8 protein-coding genes are annotated in these 12,924 nt (G+C 60.5%); 5 read left to right on the forward strand and 3 right to left on the reverse strand.

Annotation, left to right across the window (positions count from 1 at the left end; genetic code table 11):
* Nucleotides 1-232 precede the first annotated feature (232 nt).
* The 5 genes from K3J57_RS06545 to K3J57_RS06565 are packed head-to-tail and all read left to right on the forward strand — an operon-like array spanning nt 233 to nt 10,563.
* Nucleotides 233-3,946: a DUF4132 domain-containing protein gene (locus tag K3J57_RS06545; protein ID WP_259797596.1), complete on the forward strand. Its 3,714-nt coding sequence runs from the start codon at nt 233-235 to the stop codon at nt 3,944-3,946.
* On the forward strand, nt 3,937-5,031 hold the full coding sequence (locus K3J57_RS06550; RefSeq protein WP_259794561.1) for an ATP-binding protein: 1,095 nt from the start codon (nt 3,937-3,939) through the stop codon (nt 5,029-5,031). Before K3J57_RS06545 ends, K3J57_RS06550 begins: the two co-directional genes overlap by 10 nt.
* Complete coding sequence (locus K3J57_RS06555; RefSeq protein WP_259797597.1) at nt 5,028-7,469, forward strand: DUF5682 family protein; 2,442 nt, start codon at nt 5,028-5,030, stop codon at nt 7,467-7,469. Before K3J57_RS06550 ends, K3J57_RS06555 begins: the two co-directional genes overlap by 4 nt.
* Nucleotides 7,466-8,593 (forward strand): VWA domain-containing protein, encoded by a 1,128-nt coding sequence (locus K3J57_RS06560; protein WP_259797598.1) that lies wholly within the window; start codon nt 7,466-7,468, stop codon nt 8,591-8,593. Before K3J57_RS06555 ends, K3J57_RS06560 begins: the two co-directional genes overlap by 4 nt.
* Nucleotides 8,590-10,563, forward strand: a complete 1,974-nt coding sequence (locus K3J57_RS06565; protein ID WP_259797600.1) for a hypothetical protein — start codon at nt 8,590-8,592, stop codon at nt 10,561-10,563. The genes K3J57_RS06560 and K3J57_RS06565 overlap by 4 nt, the downstream gene beginning before the upstream one ends.
* A 128-nt stretch (nt 10,564-10,691) precedes the next feature.
* Here the strand turns inward: K3J57_RS06565 and phoB are convergent, their stop codons facing one another.
* The 3 genes from phoB to pstB are packed head-to-tail and all read right to left on the reverse strand — an operon-like array spanning nt 10,692 to nt 12,924.
* Nucleotides 10,692-11,381 carry a phosphate regulon transcriptional regulator PhoB gene (phoB, locus tag K3J57_RS06570; RefSeq protein ID WP_173487152.1) on the reverse strand — a complete coding sequence of 230 codons (690 nt, stop codon included), beginning with the start codon at nt 11,379-11,381 and terminating at the stop codon, nt 10,692-10,694.
* The gene (gene phoU, locus K3J57_RS06575) at nt 11,378-12,109 is read right to left on the reverse strand and encodes a phosphate signaling complex protein PhoU (protein WP_055192177.1); all 732 of its coding nucleotides are present in this window, start codon (nt 12,107-12,109) and stop codon (nt 11,378-11,380) included. Before phoU ends, phoB begins: the two co-directional genes overlap by 4 nt.
* A gap of 17 nt (nt 12,110-12,126) precedes the next feature.
* Nucleotides 12,127-12,924 (reverse strand): phosphate ABC transporter ATP-binding protein PstB, encoded by a 798-nt coding sequence (gene pstB, locus K3J57_RS06580; protein WP_055192175.1) that lies wholly within the window; start codon nt 12,922-12,924, stop codon nt 12,127-12,129.

Here is a 12,924-nt window from a genome sequence, read left to right on the forward strand (position 1 = left end):
CAAGTGACCAGACAACTGACCTCTCTGGTCCGGGTCCGATGTCACTGCGGGCAAAAGACTGTGAGACAGAATTTTAGGCTTCCTGCATCAGCCCCATCAAAACAACAAACGGTTCAAAAAAGCCACAAATCTCCCCGGCAGAAGCCCATCTCCGGTTCCAAATTAATCTTGGGTTGTGCCCGTCATTGCGTTAACGATTTAAGAGTTGATTAGTCGTTTGTGAGGAAAGCCGGTGCGTGGAATTATCTCCAATCTTTTTAATATCCCAAAAGTTTCCAATGCAATTTCCAAAGACCTGCAGCGATTGCATGCGGTTGAGCGCGGGTTGGGGGACAAGGCGATCGCCTATGTGCTCAAGGACAAAGGTGGCAGTGTCCTGTCGACGCTCGCCAATGTAGATGCCTCCAAAATCCTTGGGCTTGATAGCAATTATTCCGACGAACCCGGCGACAAGGCCCGCAGGCGTTTTCTGGCACGTCAGGCACAGAACGCAACGGTTCTGGCCCGCTATGGTGAAGTGCTGGCCGCTGCAAGTGGTGGCGCGAAGGACTATCTGGCCGGGTCGAAACACGCCCCCCTGCCCTTGCGCATCCTGTTCACCAAGGCCGGGCTGGGTCTGGTGAAGGCCACCAATTCTTGGCCACGCAAAATGATTGACGCCACGCTCTGTGTGCTCACCCCAGAGTTTTGTGTCGAAATTTGCGAGGCCGCCGGAGGCAGCGCAGAAGATCTGTTTGATATCCTCTATAATGACGACGGGCGCTGGCGCAGCAGTGATGACATTCGCCGATTGACCGAGGTTTTCGACTTTGCCCCACTGGCCCGCAGCCATCAACGGGATCTGCTGGCGGCGGGCCGCCGCATGGGCGCGGGTGGCAAGGTGCTCTTGATTGCGCAGATGCGCCAATGGGAGATGTTCTCCGACCCGGAGGCAGGCGCATTTCTGGTCGACATGAGCGCCGACAGCGCAAAATCCGTGCGCCACGAAGCCGTGCAGGCCATGATGACCCTGCCCCAGGATCAAATCCTCCCCATCGCCAAAGACAAGCTTGACACAGGGGCCGCCACCATCCGCGCCGCCATGGTTGATCTGCTGGCGGGTCTACGGTCCGACGCGGGGTTTGCCCTGTTGCGCGACCACCTGAAATCCGAAAAAACCGCCCGGATCAAAGCCGCGATTGAAAGCGCGCTGACGGTCGAGGAGGTCTCGCAGGCAGATGAGGAGGATGAGGGCGACCGCACGTCCTATCTGGCACTGGATGGAAGCCGGGTCGAGATCCCCCCCCTGACCCCGCTTTCCAAGGAACCGGATGTCACCTTTGGCGCCGAGGATGAAAAGAAACTTCTGGACATCATCACCAAGGAAAATATCGAGATTGATCGCCGCAACGAGGCGCGCAAGGGCAAATACAACTTTGTTGAACCGCGCCTGAAGCCCGCCATGGCCGCACAGATTGTCAAACTGTTCAACGGCACAGGCGCAGATCTGGATCGCAAGGGGCACACAAGGCTGTGGCAGTTTCTGAATTTCACCGCGCGGGACAAATGGACGCTCGACGCCCTCTCGCGCATGTCACCCGACCGTGCTTTGCGGTTTTTCACCGCCACCGAACGGGATTTCTATGCGGCCTTCCACCTGAATGAATGGGGCGCCGTTCAAAGCGGGCTGGTGCGTTACGTAAACAGCGAGGAGGCGGACTATCGCAATCTCGAAACCCTGAATGTGGAAATGGGCCAAATCCAGTCCGGCCCGTGGAACAATCGCAAGACCCGCAAGGCAGTGCCCGGCGATCTGATCCGGGGTGAGCTGGGGCGCGAATGGGGCAATTATGATGTGATGGACCTCAACCGCGACGCGCTCTGGCCGCTGCTGGCAGAAAGTTTCGACGTGTTTGACGAGGCATTTGGCCTGCGCGCCGCCGGTGAACCCGCACCGCGCAAGTTGCGCGCGATCCAGTTCCTGCAGCTTTTGCCAAAGACGCCACAACGCTATTACGGCCCGCTGCTGGAGGTCGCAACCGGCACCACCAAATCCGGCCGGGCCGAGGCCCGCGCGATGCTGGAAGGGGCGCCGGGTTTGGAAGAACGCGCCATTGCGCTGCTCAACGACACAAGGCAGGACGTGCGCGCCGGGGCCGCTGAATGGCTGGCGGATCTTGGCGTCAAAGAGGCGGTGAAACCCCTCAAAGCGCGCCTGAAAAAGGAAAAATCTGATCTGGCCAAAGCGGCAATCCTCACCGCGCTCTCCCGTCTGGGGGTGGAACTGTCCGATTATGTCGGCCCCAAGGCGCTGATGACCGAGGCAGAAGTGATCCTGAAAAAAGCCAAGTTCGACAAGCTCGACTGGTTGGTCAGCGACCACCTGCCCGCCTTGAAATACAAAGGTGGGCAAAAGGTGCCGGCAGAGGTGATCAAGGCTTGGATCTTCCTCGCCAACAAGCTCAAGCAACCTGGCGGCAACACGCTTTTTGACATCTATCTGGCGCAGCTTGCCCCCGACAGCGCCAAGACGCTCTCCACCTGGATTTTTGACGCCTGGATCAACTATGACACGGTGCGCCCGGGCGATGACGAAGCCAACGCCTATGCCGAACAACATGCGGATCAGAACTGGAAAACCTATCTGCGCTGGGACAAGAGCTATACCCGCGAACAGGCCTATCGCGGTCTTTATAACAGTATCAAAACCCAGTATCTGAACTCAGGCGCGGCCACCAAAGGCGTGCTGGCGCTGACCAAACATGTGGATCCGGCCCATGCTGCCGCTTCGGTGCGCAATTACCTCAAACAGCATGGGTCACGCACATCTCAGGCCTCGTCCCTGCTGGAGGTTCTGGCCGCGAAGGGCGATCCGCTCTCTCTGCAGATCGTGATTTCCGCCGCCACGCGATTGAAGCAAAAAGGTGTGCAGGCTCATGCAGGCAAGCTGATCGAAGCGGTCGCAGAAGCGCGCGACTGGTCGATGGACGAACTGGCCGACCGCACCATTCCCACCGCTGGGCTGAATGATGACGGCGTGCTGGAGCTGCCAATCGGGGAAGAGGAAAAACCCTATTCCGCCCGGTTGGATGAGGATTTCAAGCTGGTGGTGCTGAACCCGGATGGCAAGCAGATCAAAGGCCTGCCAGCCGGGGATGATGACAACACAAAGGCCAGCAAGAAACAGCTTTCGGCCTCAAAACGTGAGTTGAAACAGGTGATCACCCTGCAAGGGGAACGGCTTTACGAAGCCCTTTGCGCCGAACGTCGCTGGCCGGTGGCGGATTGGATACGCGATTTCCGTGATCATCCCCTGATGGGGCGGTTGACCGAACGGGTGATCTGGCTGGGTGAAGATGCCGACGGCAAAATCATCATCGCCTTCCGCCCCACCGCCGAGGGCGATTATGTGGATGCGGATGACAACGAGGTGACGCCCGACAGCTTCACCACCATCCGCCTCGCCCATGGCGCGCTTCTGTCTGATGACGCGGCACAGGCCTGGGCCACTCATCTGGACGATTACGAGGTCAAACCGCTCTTCGCCCAGTTTGGCCGCCCGCTTCTGGCGCTGGACGGCGAGATGGGCAAGGAGACCCGGATCGAGGATCGCAAAGGCTGGATCACCGACACGTTCAGCTTCCGGGGCGCCAGCACCAAGCTGGGATATGAACGCGGCGAGGCACTGGATGGCGGCTATTTCAACGAATATATCAAAACCTTCCGCAGCGCGGGCCTTTGTGCGGTGATCGAATTTTCCGGCAACTGCCTGCCGGAAGAAAACGTCGCCGCCGCGCAGATCCACCTGGAGTTTGCCAAGCTGCACGGTGCCGGGCGCCGCGGGCGCGCAGTGCCCTTATCCGAGGTGCCCCCGGTGCTTTTATCGGAATGTTGGAATGATTACCGGGATATGGTTGCCAAGGGCAGTTTTGATCCCAACTGGGAAAAGAAAATGCCATGGATGTAACCGCAGACACCGCTCAGAAACTTCCTGCCGAAACGCGATACGAGGCAGAGCTTACCCGCCTGCGCGCGGCCGATCAGGATCCGAAACCCGCAGGATGGGCGCTGTCCCCCCGCGCGGTGCGGCGGTTTATCCTGGGCGACAAGGGGCTGGAGGTCAGCCGCAAGTTTTACGGCGACGACCCGTTGGTGGACCGTTGCATTGTGGCCCTGATGGGGCATCAGGGGCTGATGCTGGTGGGGGAACCGGGCACTGCCAAATCGCTTTTGTCCGAACTCCTCGCCGCCGCCATCAGCGGCAATTCACGACTGGTGGTGCAGGGCAGCGCCGGGGTGATCGAAGACCACCTGCGTTATGGCTGGAATTATGCGCTGCTGCTGGCCGAAGGGCCTAGCGACCGTGCCCTGATCCCCTCGCCCGTGTTGACCGCCATGCAGGGCGGCCAGATCGCCCGGATCGAGGAACTGACCCGTTGCGCCCCCGAAGTACAGGATGCGATGATCTCGCTCCTGTCGGAAAAAACCGTGGCCATGCCCGAACTGGGTGCAGGGCGCGAAGTGCGGGCAGAACGCGGCTTCAACGTGATCGCCACCGCCAACCTGCGAGACCTCGGCGTGAACGAAATGTCTAGCGCGCTCAAACGTCGGTTCAACTTTGAAACCGTGGCCCCGATCGCCGATGCCGCCTTTGAAAAAGAGCTGATTGCCCGGCAGGTGGGCGAACGAATGGCGGAATATGACCTGAAGGCGGATCTGCCAGAAGATGTGCTCGACGTGGTGGTGTCGGTCTTTCGGGACCTGCGCACCGGGCGGGCCGACGATGGCGCGGTGGTGGCGCAACCCAAATCCGTCATGTCGACGGCAGAGGCGGTGAACGTGGCCCATGGCGCGCTGCTCGACGCCAGTTACCTGTCAGGGGAGGCCCCAACCGGTGCCCATGTGGCGCGGCAATTGCGGGGCGTGGTGTTCAAGGATGATGCTGACGATGCCCGCAAACTGCGCGCCTATGTCGATACCATTGCCCGCGCACGGGGCCGCAAAAGCCGCGCATGGGCTGCGTTTCACAAGGCCGCCAAGGATGATGATTGACGGACGATCCACGGCGGCCGCGCGGGGTGAGCATGCGGGATGAGGCGCTGATCCATCAGGTGCATGACCGGCTGTTTCAACCGGAGACGGGGCTGTATCTGGCCCCGATCCGTCACCATTCGCCCGCCTGCGCCTGGGCCGTGCGGACCATGATCCGCGAGCTGAAACCATCGCGTGTGCTGATCGAAGCCCCCCATGATCTGCCCCATCTGATCCCGCATCTGCTGGATCCGGACACGGTGCCCCCCGTGGCGGTGGCCAGTTTGCTGGATCAAAAAAACGGCCCCCGGCTGGCTGCGTATTACCCGTTCTGCGCCCACTCCCCCGAATGGGTGGCCCTGCGCGAAGGGGCGGCGGTTGGCGCGGATTTACAGTTCATCGACCTTGGGTCAGACGTCAAGATGGCCGGGGAGGCAGACGATCAGACCGGCCCGCGCGCGCTTGTGCGTGAACAGGGGTTTGACAGCGGTGACTACGTGCGCGCGCTCTGTGATCGGCTTGGTTGTCGCGATGGGTATGAACTTTGGGACCACCTGTTTGAAACCCGGCTGGGCGAAGCCAACTGGCGCAAGTTCCTAGGGGATGTGGGGGCTTATTGCGCCGCCTTGCGCGCCGCTACCCCGGAAAAGGAAATTGCAAGCGGAGAAGACCCGGCACGCGAGGCCCATATGGCTGCCTGCCTGCGTGATGCTCTTGCTGAAGGGATCACAAACGGCCCGGTTGTCTGCGTGATCGGCGGGTTTCACGCTGGACCTCTTCTGTCTCCGTCCGAAACGGCTGGCAAGACCAAGACGGGTGGCAAATCCGATGCGGCCTCTTACCTGATCCGCTATGGGTATAAGGAGCTCGACGCGCTGATGGGATATGGCGCGGGCCTGCCCCAACCCGCCTATTATCAGACGCTGTGGGATCACGCTGAGGCCTGCGGAACAACTCCCAACTGGCCTGACCTCGCCCATGAGATCGTCGCGGATTTTGCGTCCGACATGCGGTCGGCAGGGTATGGCATCGCGGTGCCCGCCCAGGTCGAGCTTCTGCGCACGGCAGAAACGCTGGCCCGGTTACGGGGCCGCCCCGGCGCATTGCGGCACGACCTCTTCGACGGGCTGACCTCCTCACTTTTGAAAGGTGAGGCCAGCGGGGCAGATGTCTGGCGCGAACGATTTACCCTTTTCCTGCGTGGCCATGCCCTGGGTGAGGTCAGCGATGCCGCGGGCCAGCCACCGATTGTGGCAGATGCCCGCACCCGCGCCCGGCGTCACCGCTTTGACGTCACCGACGGGCAACGGCGCGAGCGTAGCATGGATATTCGCCGCAAACCCGCCCATCTCGCCGCCTCGCGTTTTGCCCATGCGATGGCGCTGCTGGACACGGGATTTGCCACACGGCAGGGCGGGCCGGACTTCCTGAACGCCGTGCAGACCGGGCTGTTGTTTGAACATTGGGACTACGCCTGGTCGCCCCGTGTCGAAGGGCAGTTGATCGAGGCTGCACTCCATGGTGACACATTGCCTGCCGCCTGCCTGGGCAAGCTCAATGCCCTTCGCGTTGCGCTGGCGGATGAAGGACGGGCCGATGATCTGTCGGCGTTGATCACGCTGTTCAAGAAAGGGCTTCTGGCAGGGCTAGGCACGGATCTGACCGGGTTTCTGAGCGAAATATCCGGGGCGATCACCCGGTCGGCAGATTTTCCCGATACAGCCAGTGCAATGGTGGAGCTGCACGCAATCCAAGCCTCTCGCGGGCCACTGTCACTGCCTGAGGGGCTGGCGATTGCCCCCACCATGCAACAGGCTTTTGCGCGCATGATCTATCTGTGTGACGACCTGCCAAAGATGCGCGAAGAGGCGATCCCGCCCTGTCTGGACGCGCTGCGCCTGTTGTCCGAACTGATGCGCGGTCCGGGGGGCAAACACTTTGGCGCCGAACGGTTTGAAGATGCGCTGGACCGGGTGGCAGAAGCGGACCCCGCCCCGGAGCTTTTGGGTGCCATCACCGCCATTGCGGTGGAAAGCGGGCGCAAACCGGATCATACCCTGCCCGATCTTATCGTCGCTCAATTGACCGGCAGCGCCCCTGATCTACCCACGCGGCTTGCCGGGTTGCGGGGCGTTCTGGCGGTGGCTCCATCGCTGCTGTGGACCGTCGAAGGCATGTTGGGCGCGTTGGATGATTTTCTGACCGGCCTGGAAGATGACGGATTTCTGGAGGTTCTGCCCCATCTGCGACTGGCCCTGTCCGCGCTTTCTCCGCGTGAAGCAGATCAGGTGGCCGCCGCCCTGACCCGTCGCCATGGCGGCACAGTGGGAGAGTTCACCGCGCATCATCACGATGTGGACGCGCGCGAGGCCGCAACGGGGGCACAGATTGATACCGCCCTGCGCGCGGCGCTTCGGAAAGATGGGTTGATGGATTGGATCATCGGGGGGGCGGCATGAGCGAGCGCGATCCCAACCACGCCAAACGCCGCTGGCGCCTTGCCCTTGGCCGTTACGCCGAACGGCAGATGGGAGGCCTGTCTGGATCTGACATACGCGCGGACCGGGCGCTCGATTATCTTTATGGCCGCGAATATGAGAAACGCGGCTTGCACCGCCCGTCCGGACCGGGTTCACTTGATCCGACCCAGATGAAGGCGCTGGACTGGCTGGGGGAGGCGCGCAAACTCTTTCCGCAGTCGGTGTTTGAGGTGATGCAAGACCACGCGCTGGACCGCTACGGATTGTCCGATCTGCTGGACGACCCAACGACGCTGGACAGTCTGGAACCCAATCAGGATCTTCTGAAAACTCTGCTCAGTTTCCATGGCCGCGCCAAACCCGAGATGAAAGACAAGCTGCGGCAGGTGGCAGATGCGGTCATTCAAGACATCCTGCGCCGGTTGAAATCGGATGTGCAACGTGCCTTTTCCGGGCGGCGCAACCCGTTCAAACGGTCCCATGTGGCCTCGGCTGCGAATTTTGACTGGCGCGGCACCCTGCGGCGCAACCTGAAAAATTACGACCCGGAAAGCGGCCGGATCATTGCCGATGATCTGCGTTTCATCGCGCGAGAGCGACGACACCTTCCCTGGTCGGTGGTGCTGTGCGTGGACCAGTCGGGTTCGATGACCGACAGCATCATCCATTCCGCGGTCATGGCAGCAATCCTGTCCGGCCTGCCCGGTGTGAACGTGTCGATGGTGCTGTTTGACACCTCGATCCTTGATGTCACCGACCGGCTGACTGATCCGCTGGAAACGCTTTTGTCGGTGCAACTGGGGGGCGGCACTGATATCGGCCGTGCTGTGGAATATTGCGACCGCTTCGTGGACACACCCGAGCGCACCGTTTTTGTTCTGATCTCCGACTTTGCGGAAGGGGCCAGCCCGCGCCGGCTCTATCGTTCCGTGGCGCGGATGAACGAGGCAAAGGTGCGGATGATTGGCCTGTCGGCTCTGGATGATCTGGGGGATCCCTATATGGACAATCAGATTGCCGGGCGTCTGGCAGGGCTTGGCATGAAAATCGGCGCAATGACCCCGGACCGGCTGGCGGTGTGGTTGGCAGAGGTGATGCAATGAGCCTGCCAGATCTGATTGCCTCTTTTGATGATGCCGCACTGATTGCGCTGGCCAATAAAGGGCTTTTGCGCCGTGCAACCAAGGCCACCGGCGAGGCAGAGGTGCTGCGCTATGATGCAGATGGCGCGGATCTGACCATCAGCGGGCAGAGCGTGACGATCCCTGCGGCGGGGCCGCAATCCGCCACATGTGACTGCCCGGCCCCCGGCATGTGCAGCCATATTCTGACGGCCATGCTGGTGTTGCGGAATGCACCTTTAGACGCCCTTGCCCCGGCACCCTCAGAAGAGGACCAAGAGAAGAAGATCCCCACACCCGAAATACCGCCTGCCGCCACAGCTACGGAAGCGCTGGCGGCGCTGAAATCGGGTGTCCTGCAGAAATTTGCGGGGGCCGATCTGGACGGGGCAATGATGTTGGCCGGATCCGCCCAGATCGAAGACCGCGGGCAAAATGCGCAGGTCAGTTTCGCCACACCAGAGGCTTCGGTGACATTTGTGGCCGGGCAACCGCTCTCTGCCGCGCTTTACAAGGGGCCTGCCACCCGCAAACGTTTGGTGGTGGCCGCAGGGGCCATTGCCATACGCGATAGGGCCGGGGTGGCAAGAAGGGGGAGCGACACACCGCCCTCCAAACCGGATTTGACCGGACCTGATCAGCCTATGCTGACCGAGATCGCCACGGCACTTGAGACCGCGATTTCGCAGGTATTTCATGGGTCTGCGCAACTGACGCAGGAACGGTTTTTGGATCTGGCGATATCCGCCAAGGTGCAGGCCGCCCCGCGTTTGACCGGGCAGCTTTTGACCCTGTCGACCCTGTCGGGCTGGGCAGAGGCAGGTGATATCCGCTTTGAAGGCGGGCGGTTCCTGGCGGCATTGGCGCAGGCCTACGCTCTGGTCAAGGCACTGGCGCAAACCCCCGACGATCCTGCGCTTCTGGGCGTGGTGCGCCGAAGCTATTCCCCTGCCCCACCGATGGAGCTTTGGGCCTTGGGGGCAAAAGGGTGGACAAACCCCAATGGCGCACGCGGCCTGACCCTGTATCTTCTGGACCCCAAGACAGGTAAGTTCCACCCCGCCACCGTTGCGCGCGGCGCGGGAGTGGATGCCGGTTTCACACCAGCCCGCGCCTATGCCAACCCGTTCTGGGGGGGGGCCTCTGTGCCGGGCCTGACCGGGAATGCAGTCACGCTGGAACATCCGCATCTGTCCCCGGACGGGCAGCTGTCAACGGCGGATAAGATAACAGCGCAGATCAATGGTCCCCTGTCCCCGGCCCGCCTACAAGATCATGACACCTGCATAAAGGACTGGGGCGCATTGCGTGCAACCCTGCGCAGCCAGGTCGGACAGGGGCTACGACGGGGCGCCTCCCCCCTGCCTGCACTGATCGCCCCTTCACGCATTGAAGAGCCGTATTTTGATGATATCAGCCAGCGCTATCGCTGGCGGGCACAGGATCTGTCCGGCGATGTAATCGAGCTTTCGGCCCGCCCGCAGGACATGGATCACCTGACCCATCTGCATCTGCAGTTTCCCGGTGCGGTGGCGCTGTTGATTGTGACCACTCTTATCGGGGACGAGCTGCTGCATGAACCGGTGGCGCTGCTGCGACCGGATGGTTCGGGGCTGACGGCCACCAATCTCGATTTTCAACCGGCACCTGAGGGCGGGATCCTGACACGCGCCAAAGGTGGCCTGCTGCGCGGGTTGAAACATTTCCGTGGAACCGAGCTTGCGACCCATGACAGCGGGTTTGCGGCCCAGGTGCTCAGCCATCTGGCCGAACAATGCAGGCATCTGCAGCCCGATCATCTGGCCGATCTGGCCCGCGGGGCTGAGGCACGCCAGTTTCTGCTATTGGCGGATGCACTGGAGCGGTTGCGACGGGATCAGCCCCCCGCGCAGATCCTCGCCACCGCCTATCTGTGCCATGAGATGATTGTGATGACCGCGTTGGGGCAATGAGCAATCCTGCACGGAACCAGACCCGTTGGAATTGTGAAAGGTCACGACACCGAAAATCCGCGCCAATCTGACGTATAAAAGCAAAAGGGGCAGGATCCCTCCTGCCCCGATGAAATCAGTTCTACCCCTCAACCAAGGGAATACCCGGTTCCTCGAACCGTGCGGAGGGGATCTTCGCCCCCATGTTTGCACAGCGCCTTGCGCAACCGTCCCACATGCACATCCACCGTGCGGGTGTCGACATAGACATCCCGGCCCCAGACCCGGTCGAGCAGCTGCTCGCGGCTCCAGACCCGCCCCGGTTTTTCAATCAGGGTTGATAACAGGCGAAATTCGGTGGGACCAAGTTTAATCGGTTCGCCATCACGGGTTACGCGATGACTGTCCCCATCCAGCACAATCCCTTCGAACTCAAGCTGTTGACCAATGGCCGCCGGGCGGGTGCGGCGCAGCTGGGTCCGAATGCGCGCCATCAATTCAGACACCGAAAAAGGTTTGACCATATAGTCGTCAGCCCCGGTTTCCAGCCCGCGCACCCGGTCCATCTCCTCGGATCGCGCCGACAGCATGATCACCGGGATCGTGCGTGTTTCCTTCCGGGCTTTGATCTGACGACAGATCTCGATCCCTGATACTCCGGGCAGCATCCAGTCCAGCAAGATCAGGTCGGGCATGACCTCATCCACCATGACCAGCGCATCATCCCCATTGCTCGCCATCATCACCTCATATCCCTCTGAGGTCAGATTGTAGCGCAGGATTTCGCGTTGGGCGGGTTCGTCTTCGACCAAAAGGATACAGGGTTTGGACGTGCTCATGTTTCGCGCTCCAACCCCATTTGTGCCTCCAGGTTATAGTTGACCGAATTTCCCTTTGGTCGGGCCTCTTCCGGCATTTCACCCGTCACAAGATAGATCACCTGATCAGCGATTGAGGTCACGTGATCCCCCATCCGTTCGATATTCTTAGCGATGAAATGCAGATGCATACAGGAGGAAATATTGCGTGGATCCTCCATCATGAAGGTCAGGAATTCACGAAACAGAGCGTTATACATCTGGTCCACTTCAATATCCCGGTGGCGCACATCCTGTGCCAGATCCACATCACGACGGATATAGGCATCAAGAACATCCGACAGCATAAGCCGCACTTCCTTCGCCATCCGCTTGATCGCCCCAGATGCCCCGTCAATCGGTTGCATATGCACCAGAACCGTGGTGCGCTTGGCCATGTTCTTGGCATAATCGCCAACACGCTCAAGGTTCGCGGCCACCCGCATCACGGTGAGAACGGTCCGCAGATCCGAGGCAATCGGCTGACGTAGGGCCAGAAGGCGTGCGCATTCTTCCTGAATCTTGGTGTCAAGCGCATCAATCTGCTTGTCTGCCTTGCGAACCTTTTCCGCCAGTTCCTCATCACGCATTTTCAGCGATCTGGCCCCTTCGCGGATGCTGTCTTCGACCAGCCCGCCCATTTTCATCACATGCGCCTGAATTTCTTCAAGGTCACGGTCAAACGCGGAAGCGATATGTTGATCAATCATTGTCTGGTCCCCTGCCCTTATCCGATCCGGCCCGTGATATACGCTTCGGTGCGGCTGTCCTCGGGATTGGTAAAAATCTTGGTCGTGTCATCATATTCCACCAGGTTGCCCAGATGGAAGAAGGCGGTTTTCTGGCTGACCCGCGCGGCTTGTTGCATTGAGTGGGTAACGATCACCACTGCAAATTTCTCGCGCAACTCGTCAATCAGTTCTTCCACCTGAGCGGTGGCAATCGGATCCAGCGCCGAGCAGGGCTCATCCATCAGCAGAACCTCGGGCTCCGTGGCCACGGCGCGGGCAATGCACAGACGCTGCTGCTGCCCCCCCGACAGGCCGGTGCCAGGCGCATGAAGCCGATCCTTCACCTCGTCCCAGATTGCGCCGCGACGCAAGGATTTCTCAACAATTTCATCCAGTTCCGCTTTGTTCCTGGCAAGGCCATGAATGCGCGGCCCATAGGCGATATTGTCATAGATCGACTTGGGGAACGGGTTGGGCTTCTGAAACACCATGCCAACCTTGGCGCGCAGCTGCACCGGATCGACGCGTTTGTCATAAATATCCTCGCCATCAAGCAGGATGTCACCGGACACGCGACAGATGTCGATCGTGTCATTCATCCGGTTCAGACAGCGCAGGAAGGTCGATTTCCCGCAGCCCGACGGCCCGATAAAGGCGGTCACGGTCTTGTCCTCGATCTCGACATTCACGTCCTTGATCGCATGGGTGTCACCGTAATGGACCTGCACGTCGCGGGCCGAGATCTTGGTGGTTTTCATATCCACGGTGCTTTCGATTTTCGTCATATCGTTCAT

The organism is Aliiroseovarius crassostreae, assembly GCF_025137635.1.
Classification (GTDB): domain Bacteria; phylum Pseudomonadota; class Alphaproteobacteria; order Rhodobacterales; family Rhodobacteraceae; genus Aliiroseovarius; species Aliiroseovarius crassostreae.